Origin of the sequence: Bacteroides sp. RTP21281st1_H5_RTP21281_210402 (assembly GCF_040918965.1) — a bacterium.
GTDB classification, from domain to species: domain Bacteria; phylum Bacteroidota; class Bacteroidia; order Bacteroidales; family Bacteroidaceae; genus Bacteroides; species Bacteroides congonensis.
In genome coordinates this window covers 25,007-41,034 of sequence record NZ_JBCOWR010000012.1, presented here as the reverse complement: position 1 = coordinate 41,034, position 16,028 = coordinate 25,007, and the positions used below count along the sequence as shown (strand labels likewise).

The 16,028-nt window shown below is 46.3% G+C and carries 14 protein-coding genes; 6 read left to right on the top strand and 8 right to left on the bottom strand.

Annotated features, from left to right (window positions below):
• Window positions 1-62: 62 nt before the first annotated feature.
• From galB to AB5443_RS17070, 4 genes are read right to left on the bottom strand one after another with little or no spacing between them, the layout of a single operon-like run.
• Window positions 63-2,564, bottom strand: coding sequence for a beta-galactosidase GalB (gene galB / locus AB5443_RS17085; RefSeq protein ID WP_368113845.1), 2,502 nt, complete (start codon window positions 2,562-2,564; stop codon window positions 63-65).
• A gap of 43 nt (window positions 2,565-2,607) precedes the next feature.
• The gene (locus AB5443_RS17080; RefSeq protein ID WP_368113847.1) at window positions 2,608-3,510 is read right to left on the bottom strand and encodes an ion transporter; all 903 of its coding nucleotides are present in this window, start codon (window positions 3,508-3,510) and stop codon (window positions 2,608-2,610) included.
• A gap of 32 nt (window positions 3,511-3,542) precedes the next feature.
• Window positions 3,543-4,523, bottom strand: a complete 981-nt coding sequence (locus AB5443_RS17075) for a lytic transglycosylase domain-containing protein (RefSeq protein ID WP_022138154.1) — start codon at window positions 4,521-4,523, stop codon at window positions 3,543-3,545.
• A gap of 28 nt (window positions 4,524-4,551) precedes the next feature.
• Window positions 4,552-5,391, bottom strand: coding sequence for an endonuclease VIII (locus tag AB5443_RS17070; protein WP_368113849.1), 840 nt, complete (start codon window positions 5,389-5,391; stop codon window positions 4,552-4,554).
• Window positions 5,392-5,514: 123 nt separating this feature from the next.
• Here AB5443_RS17070 and AB5443_RS17065 point away from each other — a divergent pair, with 123 nt between their 5' ends.
• Window positions 5,515-6,828 (top strand): TIGR01777 family oxidoreductase, encoded by a 1,314-nt coding sequence (locus tag AB5443_RS17065; RefSeq protein ID WP_368113851.1) that lies wholly within the window; start codon window positions 5,515-5,517, stop codon window positions 6,826-6,828.
• Between the two features lie 50 nt (window positions 6,829-6,878).
• Window positions 6,879-7,142 carry a GNAT family N-acetyltransferase gene (locus tag AB5443_RS17060; RefSeq protein ID WP_073347962.1) on the top strand — a complete coding sequence of 88 codons (264 nt, stop codon included), beginning with the start codon at window positions 6,879-6,881 and terminating at the stop codon, window positions 7,140-7,142.
• Window positions 7,143-7,227: 85 nt separating this feature from the next.
• On the opposite strand, the gene AB5443_RS17055 is transcribed toward AB5443_RS17060, so the two are convergent.
• The 4 genes from AB5443_RS17055 to AB5443_RS17040 all read right to left on the bottom strand — a co-directional run bounded on the left by AB5443_RS17055 (window position 7,228) and on the right by AB5443_RS17040 (window position 11,769).
• Complete coding sequence (locus AB5443_RS17055; RefSeq protein WP_368113853.1) at window positions 7,228-9,987, bottom strand: PAS domain-containing protein; 2,760 nt, start codon at window positions 9,985-9,987, stop codon at window positions 7,228-7,230.
• A 332-nt stretch (window positions 9,988-10,319) separates the two neighbouring features.
• Window positions 10,320-10,589 carry a zinc ribbon domain-containing protein gene (locus AB5443_RS17050; RefSeq protein ID WP_044655624.1) on the bottom strand — a complete coding sequence of 90 codons (270 nt, stop codon included), beginning with the start codon at window positions 10,587-10,589 and terminating at the stop codon, window positions 10,320-10,322.
• A gap of 88 nt (window positions 10,590-10,677) precedes the next feature.
• Window positions 10,678-11,436, bottom strand: coding sequence for an SDR family NAD(P)-dependent oxidoreductase (locus AB5443_RS17045; protein ID WP_368113855.1), 759 nt, complete (start codon window positions 11,434-11,436; stop codon window positions 10,678-10,680).
• Between the two features lie 33 nt (window positions 11,437-11,469).
• Window positions 11,470-11,769, bottom strand: coding sequence for a nitrous oxide-stimulated promoter family protein (locus AB5443_RS17040; protein ID WP_368113856.1), 300 nt, complete (start codon window positions 11,767-11,769; stop codon window positions 11,470-11,472).
• A gap of 75 nt (window positions 11,770-11,844) precedes the next feature.
• Here AB5443_RS17040 and AB5443_RS17035 point away from each other — a divergent pair, with 75 nt between their 5' ends.
• From AB5443_RS17035 to AB5443_RS17020, 4 genes are all read left to right on the top strand, one after another.
• Entirely contained in the window at window positions 11,845-12,051 is a 207-nt protein-coding gene (locus AB5443_RS17035) for a hypothetical protein (RefSeq protein ID WP_044655623.1), read from the top strand.
• Window positions 12,052-12,073: 22 nt separating this feature from the next.
• Complete coding sequence (locus tag AB5443_RS17030) at window positions 12,074-13,429, top strand: MATE family efflux transporter (RefSeq protein ID WP_368113858.1); 1,356 nt, start codon at window positions 12,074-12,076, stop codon at window positions 13,427-13,429.
• A 244-nt stretch (window positions 13,430-13,673) separates the two neighbouring features.
• Complete coding sequence (locus AB5443_RS17025; RefSeq protein ID WP_368113859.1) at window positions 13,674-14,696, top strand: helix-turn-helix domain-containing protein; 1,023 nt, start codon at window positions 13,674-13,676, stop codon at window positions 14,694-14,696.
• 329 nt (window positions 14,697-15,025) lie between these two features.
• A complete protein-coding gene (locus AB5443_RS17020) occupies window positions 15,026-15,964 on the top strand; it encodes a leucine-rich repeat domain-containing protein (RefSeq protein ID WP_368113861.1) in 939 nt (312 codons plus the stop codon).
• Window positions 15,965-16,028 lie beyond the last annotated feature (64 nt).

Sequence of the window (16,028 nt, the reverse complement as noted above, 5' to 3'; positions counted from 1 at the left end):
AATGGGGTGATGATCGTATTTACGATTCTCACCCCGTTTTTGTTTTATAAGAGCATTATTTTCTATTTACTCTCAATCTCCAATACACCTTTCGCCAACCCTTTTCCCGTAGCTTCCAGTGTGATTTTCCCCGGCTTGTCCGTTGAAGAAACGATAGCGGTCATCATGCCGCTGAATACCTTCATCTTCGGAGTCTGGAACGATTCGAGCGAAGCAGGGTTGCCGTTGGCTCCTGCGCGGTACGTTCCTGCACCTTTCACTTTGAAGCTGATAAGATTGTCGGCCAGCGGACAGAGATTTCCGTCTTTATCCACTACTCTGACGGTGACAAACGACAGGTCTTTCCCGTCCGCTTTAATTTGTGCACGGTCGGGAGCCAGTTCGATATGATGAGGCTTTCCGGCTGTACGAATCTCCTTTTCGGCAACGGCTTTTCCGTCTTTATCATAAGCCACTACTTTCACCGTGCCCGGTTCGTACTTGGCATCCATCCACATCAGGCGATAACGCTGTTGACGCTTGAGGTTAGCCATTGAAACCGAATCGGCACTGTTGTCTATCGTCACGGAGAGGTCTTTCGTGCGTTTGCCCTGGCTCTTGCCGTTGATAAACAACTCGGCGGACGGATGGTTGGTGTAGACAAATACAGGTACTACTTCTCCTTCGTGCCCTTCCCAATTCCAGTGGGGCAGGATATGGAGCGTTTCTTCTTCCTTGTTCCAATGACTGCGATAGAGATAATAACGGTCTTTCGGCAATCCGGCAAGGTCGATGATGCCGAAGAGGGAAGAATGGCTTGGCCAGTCCGTATAATAAGGAGTCGGTTCGCCCAGATAGTCGAATCCTGTCCATACGAATTCTCCGATGCAATAAGGCAGGTCTTCATGCTGGATGAAATCATCTTCGGGCAGATTAGACCATCCGCAGTGCTCTACGTCATAAGAAGAAGCCTGATGGTCGGGATATTTCTGCATGGAACGGCGGGCAACAGGCAGTTTGTACACACCGCGCGAGCTGACCGTCGAAGCCGTCTCGCTGCCCAGAATAATCTGCTGCGGGAGCTTCTTATAATTCTCCTGATACTTGTGCGGACGATAGTTGAATCCGGCTACATCCATCACGGCAGCCATATTGTTATTTACCACGGCGTCGGGAGCATCCATGCCTTGAGTGACAGGGCGTGTAGGGTCTTCACAGTGGCAGATGTCTTGCAGGAAACGGGAGAGTTTAGGGCCGCGGTCGCCGTTCCACTGGTCGGGAACCTCGTTTCCGATACACCACATCACCACACTGGGGTTGTTGCGGAACTGATGAAGCAGATTCACCAAATCCTTTTCCACCCATTCGTCGAAAACCTTATGATAACCGTTCTGCAATTTGGCGCCTTTCCATTCGTCAAATGATTCCGCCATTACCATCATACCCATTTCGTCACAGGCACGAATCAATTCCGGCGCAGGCATATTATGGGAAGTACGGATGGCGTTGCAACCCATATCCTTCAAGATACGTATCTGACGGCGGATACCGGCTTCGTTGGCAATGCCGCCCAGAGGGCCTAAGTCATGGTGATTGCAGACACCTTTGAACATAGTGCGTTCACCGTTCAGGTAAAACCCTTTGTTCGGGATAATTTCAATGGAACGAATGCCGAAAGGTGTGGTGTATTCGTCTTTCAGCGTGTTTCCTTCATACACTTTGGATACGGCGGAGTAGAGTGACGGTGAATCAGGTGACCAAAGCAGGGGAGCGTCTACCACGAAGTTCTGTTCAAAAACTTTTCCGTCATACTTCGTTCCTTTTTCCTCGTTGGTGGCTACTACTTTACCGTCAGGAGCTTTCAGTTCGGTCACGATGCGATAATCCGTGAAGGACTTGCCGGACGGAATTTCAAGACTGGTTTTTAAGTTTACCTTGGCAAACTCCTTTTTCACCACCGGAGTAGTCAGTTGTGTTCCCCATGTAGGGATGTGGGCGTCTTCGTTAATCACCAAATGAACGTTCCGGTAAAGACCTGCGCCCGGATACCAGCGTGAAGATTCTGTCTCGTTCTCCAGACGGACGGCTAGCGTGTTCTGCTCGTTGGCTTTGAGGTAAGGGGTGGCATCAATGCAGAAAGAGTTATAACCATAAGGCCAGTAACCGGCTTCCTGTCCGTTGATGTACACACGGGCATGGCTCATGGCACCGTCGAGAATAAGAGTTGCCTTCTTGCCGGAAGAGAAGTCCGGAGCTTCGAAATTCAGGCGATACCAGCCCACTCCGACAAAAGGAAGTCCGCCGGTGCGACCTGCGTGTTCCAACGCTTCTTTCTGTCCGTCTTGGGTGATGGCGACTTTTTGCTTGTCGTTGTCGATGCTGAAGGGGCCGTAGACAGCCCAGTCGTGCGGGACGGTGACAGATTGCCACTTGGTGTCGTCATACTGTTTCTGACTGAAATTCTTGTCGTCTTCACGAGTGAATTTCCATCCTTTCTCAAAGGTTTGTGAGGTACGTACTTGTGCGTTGACAAGTGTCGGTAAAGCTACCAGGAGAGCTGCTGCGATTTTAAGATGTTTATTCATATATATGGGGGTTAGAAAATGTTTTTCATTTTTTTGTTTTGGATTATGTGTTGGCTTTCGCTTTGTCTTTTGTTTCGTCTTTCGGAATTTCTTTGGTATCGGACGGGTTCAGGCTACTTCCGCAGTATTTGCAGAATTCGGCGTTGTCCTCATGCCCGGAACGGTGGCAGTTGGGACATTCTTTGTCTCTTCTGCGCTTGTAATCTTTCATCATCGAAGCCGATACGATACCCGTCGGCACGGCGATGATGGTGTAACCGATAAGCATCACGCAGGCGGAAAGGAACTTTCCCAAACCGGTGGCGGGAGTAATGTCTCCGTAGCCTACGGTAGTCATGGTGACGATGGCCCAGTAAATGCTGTTCGGGATATTATTGAATTGGGAATTGGGTTGCGTACCTTCAATCATGTACATCAGTGTCCCGATGGACGTCACCAGAATGACGACAAACAGGAAGAATACCGCAATCTTTTTGCTACTCTCGCGAAGGGCGGTGAGCAGCCGTTCGCCTTCGTTCAGGAAGTTGAACAGCTTGAATACACGGAACACCCGTATCAACCGGAAAGCGCGTATGATAAGCAGGTAGCGTGCACCGGGGAAAAGTAGCCCGATATAAAGTGGCAGGGTAGCCAATAGGTCGATGATGCCGAAAAAACTAAGAACGTATTTCCGGGGACGGGGCGAGCAATAAATTCTCGTCAGATACTCGAACGTGAAGAAAGCGGTGAAAAGATACTCCAATATGACGAATGGAGTCGTCAGGTATGAGGGAAGTCCTTTCAGGCTTTCGATAATGACGAGCAACACGCTGACTAGGATACAGCCGATAAGAATCACGTCGAACAGTTTCCCTGCGGGAGTGTCCGATTCGAAGATGATGACGTATAACTTCCGTTTCAGTTTATTGTCATGCAGAAAACGTTGGATTCTTTCTTTCAGTTTCATAATAAAAAATGTGTTCCGGATGAAATACTCTGTCAGTCAATCACCCAGTTTTTGTTGTAGGCAACTGTCTTTTGCGGGTCGTAGTACATTCCTTCTTGTGTGGGGATATGGAGAACGTAAGTCTTTCCGGTTTTATTCTTCAGTGAAGTGTCACGCAGCCACGGGTTGGCATCACGGAGTTGTGCGTAGGTGATGCCCTGTTGCTTGGCGTAGTCGCTCAAGTTGTCGATGGGGGTGTTGACGGTCACTTTCCTGTACGGGATGGGCGGGTAGAGATGTTCTCTTTTCAGCAGGAAGCCGTAGCGTTGCGGGTTGCTGAATATCTCTTTGGCGGCCAACAGGCGGAACATATAGCGGGAGGTTTCTTCTACAAGCCATAAGTCCATGGCATGACTTGCCAGTTGCTTGTCGAGTTGGGAAGAGATGCGTGCCTGTCCGGCGTTGTAAGCGGCGGATACGGCCATCCAGTCGCCATATTTGTCATACGCTTGCTTGAAGTATTTGCAGGCGGCTACGGTCGCTTTTTCGATATTGTAGCGTTCGTCCACGTTGTCGTTTACTTCCAGTCCGAATTCCCGTCCGGTGGCGGGCATGAACTGCCATAGTCCGGCAGCTCCGGCAGGAGAGCGGGCGATGTTGTTCAGATTACTTTCAATCACCATAAGGTATTTGAAGTCGTCGGGAATACCGTTCGCTTTCAATATCGGTTCCACGATGGGGAAGTAACGGTTGGCACGCTTTATCAGAAGCATGGTGGTGGAGTGCATATAGGTGAACGCCATCATTTCACGATCCATCCGTTCGCGACGGTCGTAGCGGCGAAGGTCGATGGTAGTTCCATCGAAAGTGACTTGGGTAGGCACGGTGGGAGAGGTGACACAATAGGGCACTTCCGACTTTGCCGAGTGTTGTTCATTAACTTGGCTGCTGCCTATCAAAGTAGGGATGGTAGCACCGATACAGAACACTAATATCAGAGTAAGGATATAGTTGATTTTAGTTTGTTTCTTCATTTCATTCATAATTTTAGTTTGATAAGCACTACGCTGGCGGTTGGCAACCTCGGCAGTAGTAGATGCTGCCGCCCAGGTAGTTTTCTTTCACGATGGTTTCTCCGCAACGGGGACAGGCTGTGCCGGCGGTGTCTTTCGACAGGCAGGCTACGTATTTGCCACTTTCTCCGAAGAGGTCGGTTTCCGTGCTTCGTCCGCCTTGGCGGTATAAGTCGTTCATTGTCTCCTTTACTTGATAGAACAAATTTTCTTTCTCTTTGTCAGTCAGTCCGGCGATTTTTTTCTTCGGATGGATGCGGGTATGGTAAAGAATATCCTGCAAAACGCCGTTTCCAAGTCCGGGAATGGTCTGTCCGGTAGCCAGAAAAGCTTTGGCGGATTTCTTTTGAGCGCTCTCGGCGTTGATGAGTCCGAGGAAGTATTCTTTGGTGAAGTCGTCGGACATCACTTGAGGTTTGCTTTTCGCTGTGAGATAATATTCGGAGAGAGTACCGGTGGTGGTATCCTTGTCATAACACATCATTCCGCCGTACATACGCACGGAAGCTATCAGGCAACTCTCATCCTCAAAAGCAATGAGCAACTGATGTTTGGCGGGTAACTTCGTCCCCGGAGACAGATAACGCAGGTTCACACCGTCCGTCAGTACGAGGACTTTGTCACCTATTGTTATCTCCACCATGCCGCCTTGCGACTGCGCATGGTCTATTGTCTTGCCGGACAGCCACCCGGCATATTCATCCGCGCTGCCTGTGAACCAGGCAAACTTGTGTGGACTGAATTGTGTGTACACATCCGTTATTTTTTTTCCTCTGACCGTTTCGTTCAACTGTTCGCTAAGAATACGTGCTTCAGGGGCTTCTATCATATGGCTTTTCCTTTCAATGTTTAAGTCTACCTTGCAAAGATAACCTCATTTTGCTTTTTTCAAAGAACTTTTCCTGCATTTTATACGTTTTTCTAGTAGAGTTGAATATACAATAGAATCAAGATGAATATAGCAATGACCGGAGCCACCGGATATATAGGTAAACATCTCTCCAATTATCTGACCGAAAAGGGCGGACATCGTGTGATTCCTTTGGGAAGGTCGATGTTTCGCGAGGGTATGTCCGGACATTTGATTCAGACGCTGGCGCATTGCGATGTTATCATCAACCTGGCAGGAGCGCCGATTAACAAACGTTGGACGCCGGAGCACAAGCAGGAACTTTTCGACAGCCGCATAGTCGTCACGCACCGCATTATCCGTGCGTTGAATGCTGTCAGGACAAAACCGAAACTGATGATTTCGGCTTCTGCCGTAGGATATTATCCTGCGATGGCGGAAGTGGACGAATATACCCGTACGCGTGGAGACGGGTTCCTGTCCGACCTTTGCTATGCTTGGGAAAAAGAGGCGAAACGTTGTCCGGAGCATACGCGGCTTGTCATTACCCGTTTCGGTGTTGTGCTTTCACCGGATGGGGGAGCGATGCAACAGATGCTCCGACCATTGCAGGCAACGAAGATTGCTGCTGCCATCGGGCCGGGTGACCAGCCTTTCCCGTGGATAGATATACGCGACCTTTGTCGGGCGATGGAGTTTTTTATCACCCATGAGGAGATGCGTGGAGTATTCAACCTGGTTGCTCCGCAACAAATTTCCCAATATACTTTTGCCCGTGAGATGGGGAAAGCCTATCATGCATGGACAACAATTGTCGTTCCGCAAGCAGTGTTCCGGATATTGTATGGCGAAGCGGCTTCTTTCCTCACATCCGGTCAGCGGGTTCGCCCTACCCGCCTTCAGGAAGCGGGATTCCATTTTTCCGTCCCCGACGTGGAACGGTTGTTCAAAGGAACAGACCATAGCACTGTCCGCACTCTCGACCTGAATCGTTATATGGGACTTTGGTACGAAATAGCCCGTTACGAGAACCGCTTTGAACATGGACTTGTCGACGTGACCGCTACTTACACGCTCCGTCCCGACGGCTCTATTCGTGTCGAAAACCGGGGATGCAAGCGTAACTCCCCTTATGACATCTGCAAGACCGCCAATGGGCACGCCAAGATACCCGACCCTGCACAACCGGGAAAGTTGAAAGTTTCTTTCTTCCTCAACTTCTATTCGGACTATTACGTATTGGAGTTGGACGATGAGAACTATAACTATGCGCTCGTAGGCAGCAGCACCGACAAATATCTCTGGATACTGAGCCGGACACCCCAACTGCCGGAAGATATAAAGAAAAAACTCGTCACCGCTGCCGGTCGCCGCGGTTATGATACAAACCGATTGCAATGGATCGAACAATTCTAACGGTAACAAAACTGATTGTGTAGAACAAAGCAATTCTAAAAAACAAGATTATGAATTACGAAATTATTCATCAGCCCGAACAAAAACTGTTCAAGACAGAAGTAGACGGTCGCACCGCCTTTGTACAATATCGCCTTCTTGGTGATTCTCTCGACATCATCCACACGATTGTTCCCCGTCCGATAGAAGGTCGCGGAATAGCCGCCGCATTGGTAAAAGCTGCTTATGATTACGCCTCGGCCAACGGAATGAAACCGAAAGCTACTTGCTCGTATGCGGTGAGGTGGCTAGAGCGCCACCCGGAACTGGGATGATGGAATAAAAAGGATATGAGTATGGTGTGTTCCGGGTGGGCTGGATTGAGAACTGGGTATATTACATTATCACCCTTTGATGTCGTTATTGTTTGAAAGAAAACAGTTCGAGCAATTCTTCTTTCTTCAGCGGTTTTGCCAGGAATGCGTTGCAACCCGCTTCCATAGCACTTATCCTGTCAGCGTCAAAAGCATTGGCGGTCAGTGCTATAATAGGGATAACCGGGTTTAATTCCCTGATTTTCCGTGTCGCTTCCAGTCCGCCCATTATCGGCATCTTCATATCCATGAGAACGATGTCGAACTTTTCGTTGCGCACCTTTTCCACGGCTTCCACTCCGTTCACTACGCGGGTAATCTGATATTCTTTGAGGATATTTTTTACTAATGAATAATTGCTGTCGTTATCTTCGGCAATTAATATTTGCAACTCTTCTCCATTTATATTTTTGAAAGAGAAAGGTTGCCTGAATATGTGCGTATTTCGTTCCCGGACAAGTTGTGGCTGTGGTGCTACTTTGGACTCAATGTCTTCCTGCATGCTTATCTCACACGGCACCCATGCCCAAAAAGTGGAACCTTCGCCGGGAGTGGAAGTAAATCCGATTTCTCCTCCTGCACCTTCGATGATAGCTCTCGAAATGGCTAATCCGAGTCCCGTTCCCTGTGCAAACTCATTGAGCTTTTGGAACCGCCCGAATACCCTGTTCTGTAATTCAAACGGGATACCGACCCCCGAATCTTCCACATAAACCTTGATGCCCCCGTTTTCGATACTGTATCCCATCTTGATGTGTCCGGAATGAGTACATTTTATCGCGTTCGTGAGGAAATTCATCCACACCTGTTTGAGTCGGTTTCTATCCAGGAATATCCAGCAGTCCGGGCCGGAATTCCCCATGATAAATTCTACATTCGGATTGGTTATTTTAGGTTGAATCATGGTATAAAGTTCACTGGATACTTTGGACAGGTTGAACTTTTCCCTCTTACGTTCAAGTATGCCTGATTCAATCTTGGAAAGGTCGAGAATGTCATTTATTAGTCGCAACAACAGTTCATTGTTCGATTCGATGATTTCCATATATTCTGCCTTTTCTTCGGGGTCGTCGCAATTCACCATCAGACCGGAGAAGCCGACAATGGCATTAAGCGGTGTACGTATCTCATGGCTCATATTGGCAAGGAAAGCCGATTTGAGACGGTCGGAAAGTTCAGCTTTGTCTTTGAGTTCCTTTAGTTCCTGAGCCATTTTTTCCCACTTCGTATTGTTGAACCCTATACCGGTGTAACGGATTATTTTTCCTCTCTTGTCTCTTTCTACCTGAATACCGGTGATGATTAAAGTCTGCCATTCCTTGTCCCATTTTGTCTTGGAGCGATATTGGAAATTGAATTCCTGTTCATTGCCGTGAATCATACCTTCGAAATGTTCGCGCACAAGTTCTACGTCGTCCGGGTGGGAGACACTTAAATATTGGTCGATATCAATCGGAGTTTCCGGGTGATAATCGTTGACGGGGTCATTGAATGCAGTGAATTTTTGGGTTATCACATCAAAGTCCCAGTATGACATACCGACGGTCTTGAAAGTAAGTTCCATTTTGTAGTTTCTCTCCTTGAGCTCCTCGTTCAGGCGGTGGAGCTTGGAGATATTTTGCCGGAAACCGGTGAAACGTATGGTGTTTCCGTTTTCGTCCTGCTCGAAAGGAACGCCGATGACATTGCAATATTGCCAGGACTCATCGTATTTTGTCTGTATACGGCAGGTGAAGTTGATGGTTTCGTTCTCGCCCGACAGCATGGATTGCATGGCATCGAAATAAGTGGAACGGTCGTCGGGATGCACAACATTTTCAAATTCCTGGAGAGAGACAAGCCTGTTAGGGGCATAGTCATTAATCGGGTCATTGTAGGACTCGAATTTCTGCGTTGTCACATCGAAGTCCCAATGTACGATATTGCTCACTTGCATGGCAAGTTCGCGTTTGGAAGTCAGGTCTTGTGTTTTCTTCTGCATTTGTATTTTCTCCGTCACATCCAGTTGGGTGCCGACAATCAGCAGCTTTCCTCGATGTTCGGAAGACAAGCGCATACGGCTTTCGTAATGGCGGTACTGTCTTTCTTCCTTATTATAAAAGCGCAGGGTGGTGTGCACTTGTTCGGTTTCCTTGTTTATCAGTTGGGCGAAAAGCTGCATTAACTGTAGGCGGTCTTGCGGGTGTAGCAGGCTTTGCATCTGTTCCAGCGACATCTCCTCTTTTGCCAGTGCGTTTCCGTACAATGTGCTGAACGTTTTCTTGTGGACGTTATATACCCATGAAGCCATATTTGCGGCTTCCATAGCCATTTCCAGATTTTTCTTGCTTTCTTCTGTACGGAATTCCGCTTCTTTTTCGGCAGTCACGTCATTAGATAGTAATATATGTCCGATAATATTTCTTTTATTATCCAACACCGGCACTACCTGTGCTTCATAAATAATAGAGTTCTTTTTTTGGCTGCTGAAATAGGCGTCACTATTTATACGGTCGAAGTCATATTCAAATTCTAATGTGACCTCTTCGCCCTTTTGAATTTTGGCTTTCAAATCTTTGTCCATATAGGGGCTATCGAAAAGATTGACTTTGTCTATGACTGTTGTCCGGTCGCTGACTCCGTACATTTTCAGGGCTTTATCGTTGATTTTACGTAAGATTCCATCAGTATCATAAACTTCGATACTCATCGGCAGGCTGGCATAAATGTTTTCTGCGAACAAAAGTAGGTCGTGTGTCAATCCGGCAGATTCGTTTTCTGAAAGCACATGGTCATCCTTGAGGATAGGTGAATCGCTTTGTTTCATTTGTTGTTTCTTTTTATCAGTAAATAAGAACTGAACTATTTGTCTTTTATTTATTCTATTGGTTTACAGTCCTGATGAAAGGACATTCGGTTACAAATGTATAATAAAAAAGCGAATGGGAAGAAATAATGAATGATAAAAAGGAAAAAATGAATAGGGACTGTTGTCTATTTACGGATAATTTAATAGGTAGATACGATTTATTGTAGTTTGGAGTAATAACTGACGATGACTTCTTTGAAAATATAGAAAGGGCTGTGTAAAAAAGGTAATCGGAATGGATTCTCTTGATTATGTCACCTTTTTTACACAGCCCCTTATGTTGTTCTTGCTTATTTTTTCCACCTTTTCAGTTGCGGAAAGAATTCCTTCATGGTGGCGCGTGCTTCTTCTACACTGTATTTCACTTCAGAGTCTTTATTGAATTCATCCAAATACTTCAGGTTATGTTCAATCATCTCATCCATAGTACAGTCTTTTGTAAACTTCCCGTCCGCATAGCAGTAGTGGCAATATTCTTCATTCTTGCTACCGTCTGCTTCTGTTCCGAATGTAGATTCGTCTATCGGCATGGCACAACACTGACAAATTTTCTGTTCCATCTTTATTTTTGTTTTAAGTTTCTGGTTACCGGACAAAGATAGGTAGATTTATCGGAACAACAGTTATCCGTTCTTGCTAATTATCAATCTATTTTTCTATAAATTCGTACCTTTGCCCGTTCGTTTTTACAGGCAGGCGCTTCCACAACCAACGTGGAATCATTCTCCAAAAGAACACAAGAATCCGGTAACGCCAGTCGATGATTACCACCCGTCTTTTGTTCTTCAGCGCACGGGCAATGTGCCATCCCACTTTATCCGCTTTCATCAACATCGGATAATGCTTTCCGTCATTCAATAAATCCGTGGCTACAAATCCGGGACGGATATCCGTAAAATGAATGTCCAACTTCTGAAGACGGGCAAGCTGTTCGAGAGCATCAATATAAGTATTCTGAAAACGTTTGGTCGCAGAATAGGCAGGAGCTACGCCAAGTCCTTTCGTCCCTGCGATGGAACTGATAACCGCCAGATGTCCGCCGCCCTTCTTCTTGAAATACGCAAAAGCGGTATCCACCATGCGGGTAAATCCCTCTACATTGGTGCGTGCCGTATTCAGTTCCACTTCCATATCCAGTTTCATGTTCTGGAAACCGATGCCGGAACTAAGAAGAAACAAGTCCATACCACCCGTTTTGTCTATGAGCGCATTCAGCTTTTCTGCCGCATCTTCACGGGTGACGTCCAATGCCTGAATTTCAATTTGGTCAGGTGCAACCCGTTGCAAGGTTTCAAGGGCAGACTGCCGTCTGCCTGCTATTCCAATCTGCCAGCCTTCCAGTAACAGGCATTTCGCAACTTCTTGCCCGATGCCGGATGTAGCTCCAATAATAACAGCTCGTTTCATTACAAATATATATGTTTAGATTAATGTTGTTTCTTATAAATTCAGCAAATGGCGGATAGCTTCCCAAGGTGCATAGAGCAACATCCGCGGGCCGGAGAAACGCATTACTGTCCGCATCCGTTCACGCATTGCCGGTTTGTAACAATGCACCGTGCACTTCTTGCACGAATTCTTCTTTTCTCCGAACGGACAACGGTCGAGACGCGTATGTGCATAGCGAAGCAGTTCCTCGCAATCGGGACAAAGAACAGCGTTCTTCTCCTTCTTCTGGCAGTAGATACGAATCATCAATTCTACCACCTTCTTCTCATGTGCAATACGTTGTTTCTTCATTTTCTCTTTTTGAACTCCACAAAGATAAGGAAGATTACAGAATATTTATCCAATTCTGTTTTGTATCTTTGCCGCATGAAAAAGTTATTGTGTCCGCAATGTAAAATTGCCGCCTTATATGTAAAGAACGACCGGAATGAGAGATTACTGGTCTATGTGATGGAAAATGGAGAAGTCGTACCGAAGTATCCGGAAGATTCAATGGAAGGGTTCGATCTGACAGAAGTCTATTGCTTGGGTTGTTCATGGCATGGCTCACCTAAAAGACTGGTGAAAAGATAAGGTAATATTAGAACATAGACGTATGGCAACCTCTAAAGAAATGACGGCAGGGCCGGCATTACCTCTGATTTTAAGGTTTACACTGCCGCTTTTGCTCGGCAATCTGCTGCAACAAACGTACTCGCTTGTCGATGCGGCAATCGTTGGAAAGTTTTTGGGAATTAATTCGTTGGCTTCGGTTGGAGCCAGCACATCGGTGGTATTCCTCATTCTGGGATTCTGCAACGGATGTTGCGGCGGTTTCGGTATTCCCGTGGCGCAGAAGTTCGGGGCGAGGGATTATAGTACGATGCGCAGTTATGTCTCCGTCAGCCTGAAACTCTCTATGGTGATGTCTGTGGCTATCGCTGTTGTCACCAGTATTCTGTGCGCGGATATTCTTCGGATGATGCGTACGCCGGAGAATATTTTCGAGGGGGCATATGCTTATCTGCTTGTCACCTTTATCGGCGTGCCTTTCACGTTCTTCTACAATCTTCTTTCGAGTATTATCCGTGCGTTGGGAGATAGTAAGACTCCTTTTTGGTTCCTGCTTCTTTCTACGGTTTTGAATATAATTCTTGATTTATTCTGCATCCTTGTGCTTGGTTGGGGAGTGGCGGGAGCTGCCATTGCCACGGTATTCTCACAGGGACTTTCAGCCGTTCTCTGCTATATCTATATGTACAGGAAGTTTGAAATATTGCGAAGTACGCCGAAAGAACGCCGGTTTCAGTCGAAACTGGCAAAGACGCTGCTTTATATCGGTGTGCCGATGGGGCTTCAGTTCTCCATCACCGCTATTGGCAGTATCATGCTGCAAAGTGCGAACAATGCGTTGGGAACAGCCTGTGTTGCCGCCTTTACCTCGGCAATGCGCATCAAGATGTTCTTTATCTGTACGTTCGAGAGTCTGGGGATTGCGATGGCTACCTTCAGCGGACAGAACTATGGTGCGGGTAAACCGGAACGTATTTGGCAGGGTATTAAGGCAAGTGCTTTGATGATGATTATCTATGCGGCATTTACTTTTGTACTCCTGATGTTGGGAGCCAAGTATTTTGCTCTCATCTTTGTAGACCCGTCGGAAACGGAGATTTTGATGAATACGGAGCTCTTCCTTCATATTTCCTGTATGTTCTTTCCTACGCTCGGACTGTTGTGCATCCTGCGTTATACCATTCAGGGAGTGGGCTTTACGAATCTTGCCATGTTCTCCGGAGTGGCGGAGATGATTGCCCGTATCCTCGTCAGCCTTTACGCAGTTCCCGCTTTCGGCTTTCTTGCCGTCTGCTACGGTGACCCGATGGCTTGGATAGCTGCGGATTTATTCCTTGTCCCTGCTTTTATTTATGTTTACAGGAGATTGAGGAGACAGGTACTTACGAATAGCTTCTGATTTTTACATAACCGAAAGAAAATGAAATAAATATTCGCTGTCATCCCGTATTTTCTTCATTCAACTTTCCTTAATTGGCGAAAAAATGTATTTTTGCAATTATAACGGTCGGGAAATATGGATGAAACAACATATAAGTTTTTGATGGGTGGTTCCGCTTTCGTAATTGCGATATTGGGTGGTATGCTGTGGACTACAATAATATCGCCGGAAAGCACGCAACATCCTTGTATCTTCTTATTTCGTGTTGGCATTTCTCAGTCTGATATGCTGTTTTACAGGATATGACCGCCATATCGAGCCTGCCAGTACTCTTTTTGTCGCATCATTCCAGGCACTGCTTTTCACCGTGTCCATGTTGGTTTTCATACGTCCGGACGCAGTCCGGTGGAGCGTGGTGTTTCGTCATGCGGTGGCTATTACCGTAGCGGGTATTACCCTGTTTGTCGTCCTGTTCTGTTTTACCGGTTCTTTTATGTGGTTCTTTTATGCGGGTATTATTGCCTACGTTGCCCAGTTGGCTTTCTATACATGGAAGTTTATGTTGGCTTACCATAAGACCGTGCAGGAGGTGGAAGATTATTATGACGATAATGAGGAAAGTCGTCTGTATTGGGTGAAAATCGGTTTTTATAGCGCTTTAGCTATTGGAATCATGGCACTGTCACTCCTGTTTTATCCGGGCATATACAAATTCTTTGTACCGTTGTATGTTCTTTTTTATAGTTTTATAGTGATGTGGTTTGTCAATTACTACCATAAGATGAAATTTGCTATTCCGGTCATTGTGGCGGAGTCACTGAACAGGCAGTTCATGGCAGATGAATCGGAACCGGGTAGCGGAAACATGGAAACAGAGGCAAGGGAAGATATTGAAGAAGGGAACGGAAAGGAGTTGATGACCGAAGACATCCTTACGGAAAAAGAACAAATACTGCATGAAAGGCTTCAACAATATATAGAGCGGAAAGAATATTGCCGGAAAGATATTCCTTCGGAGGAGGTGGCGGCTTCGTTGGGAACCACCAAGCCTTTTCTTCGTCGGTATATGAGCAAATGTCATGGTATATGGTTCAGTACTTGGCGCAATGATTTGCGCATACGTGAGGCATGTCTGCTTTATCAAAAAAATCCCGCGATTTCCATCACGGATATGACCCGGAAGATTGGTTACGCCAATAGCGGAAATTTTTGCAGGGACTTCAAAAAGGCGGTGGGAGTCACCCCAAGAGAATATGGTATGCGGATACGTTTGGAGGGAGAATAATATACCTTCTCGCATTCTTTCTTCTTTTCTTATAATTTTGTGTTGTCAGGGTCTGGTTTCCATTCTTTCCCTAAAGGCTTTTCGGTCTATCGGAAAATTGTTTTTTGTACATTTACCTCGGAATCCTCTCAGGAAAATTGTTTTTTGTATATTGGAAAATTGTTTATTGTGCGTTTAAACAAAAGACAATTGATTTTATTTGGCAGAAACTTTGCAATCTAATACTTTAGCAGAGCGAAACAGCTCTTTCCATCCCTCTTCTTCTTTGTTTCATTCCGAAAAAACGGCCGGAAGGCTTCCGATATAGAAAACCATTATATTAATAAATTATGAAGAAATTATTTATCCCCTTTGCACTGGCATTACTAATGTTTGCCTCGTGCGGTAATGACGAGAATGAAAATGGAGAGGACAATCGCACTCCGGGTATTATTGACATGACTTCTATGACTGCTGATGAAGTAAAGGCCGCTATCAAAGCCGACCTCGATGCAGGTGTCAAGGAATTCAAACTGACGGGTGAGTTCTCCAAAATAGGGATACCCGTGGAGGTATCTATGCTTGGTATTCCGGACGGCAACCCTTTTTTTGATTCCAACGTGGAAGTGATAGACTTGACCGGCGTGACTGGTTGGCCGTTAGTGAATGTAGATGGAAGGGTTGATGAAAAATTTAATTATCTTCCGGGTAGTGTACGTGGCTTGCCCGCAAGAGCTTTCTACGGGCGGGAATATTTGGACGATGTATTTCATTACTATTACCCTGCTTTGCGTGCAGTGAAGTTACCGGTTGAGGTGAAAGCGCTTGGCTCTTTCGCATTCTTCGCATGTCAGACATTGACCACTGTTTCTTGCAGCAGTGTGGAAGATGTCGGATTTCAGGCTCTATCTGGCTGTCTTCTATTGAAGACTGTAGAACTGCCGGAAGCCATCCGGATTCATGAAGGTGCTTTTGCATTTTCCGGACTCGTCTCCCTTTCGTTGCCCAAAGTGACTGAAATCAACGGTCAGGCATTTCAGCAATGTAACAACCTGACCACGCTCAAACTGACTGCACCGGGCAATCTGGCATTGAAGATAAATCCTAGTATGGGTATGCCACCTTTCGACGGCAGTAATTTCGCCAAAGCATGCCATCTCACATTGAATGTTGACAAGCATTACGACTCCGGCACAGCCACTCCGAAAGCTGAATCTGCCACAACGTGGTATACGCCTAATGAATACTCTGACGCTTATACATGGAAGAGTATCACTTTTTTCCAGTAGCGCATTATTAATGCGGATACGGTCAAATAACTTTAAGGAATTACTCCATCATGACTTGGAGTAG

Bases quoted from the DNA above. Each gene is read 5' to 3' on its own strand.
- galB (WP_368113845.1), bottom strand. From the start codon at position 2,564: ATGAATAAACATCTTAAAATCGCAGCAGCTCTCCTGGTAGCTTTACCG.
- AB5443_RS17080 (WP_368113847.1), bottom strand. From the start codon at position 3,510: ATGAAACTGAAAGAAAGAATCCAACGTTTTCTGCATGACAATAAACTG.
- AB5443_RS17075 (WP_022138154.1), bottom strand. From the start codon at position 4,523: ATGAAGAAACAAACTAAAATCAACTATATCCTTACTCTGATATTAGTG.
- AB5443_RS17070 (WP_368113849.1), bottom strand. From the start codon at position 5,391: ATGATAGAAGCCCCTGAAGCACGTATTCTTAGCGAACAGTTGAACGAA.
- AB5443_RS17065 (WP_368113851.1), top strand. From the start codon at position 5,515: ATGAATATAGCAATGACCGGAGCCACCGGATATATAGGTAAACATCTC.
- AB5443_RS17060 (WP_073347962.1), top strand. From the start codon at position 6,879: ATGAATTACGAAATTATTCATCAGCCCGAACAAAAACTGTTCAAGACA.
- AB5443_RS17055 (WP_368113853.1), bottom strand. From the start codon at position 9,987: ATGAAACAAAGCGATTCACCTATCCTCAAGGATGACCATGTGCTTTCA.
- AB5443_RS17050 (WP_044655624.1), bottom strand. From the start codon at position 10,589: ATGGAACAGAAAATTTGTCAGTGTTGTGCCATGCCGATAGACGAATCT.
- AB5443_RS17045 (WP_368113855.1), bottom strand. From the start codon at position 11,436: ATGAAACGAGCTGTTATTATTGGAGCTACATCCGGCATCGGGCAAGAA.
- AB5443_RS17040 (WP_368113856.1), bottom strand. From the start codon at position 11,769: ATGAAGAAACAACGTATTGCACATGAGAAGAAGGTGGTAGAATTGATG.
- AB5443_RS17035 (WP_044655623.1), top strand. From the start codon at position 11,845: ATGAAAAAGTTATTGTGTCCGCAATGTAAAATTGCCGCCTTATATGTA.
- AB5443_RS17030 (WP_368113858.1), top strand. From the start codon at position 12,074: ATGGCAACCTCTAAAGAAATGACGGCAGGGCCGGCATTACCTCTGATT.
- AB5443_RS17020 (WP_368113861.1), top strand. From the start codon at position 15,026: ATGAAGAAATTATTTATCCCCTTTGCACTGGCATTACTAATGTTTGCC.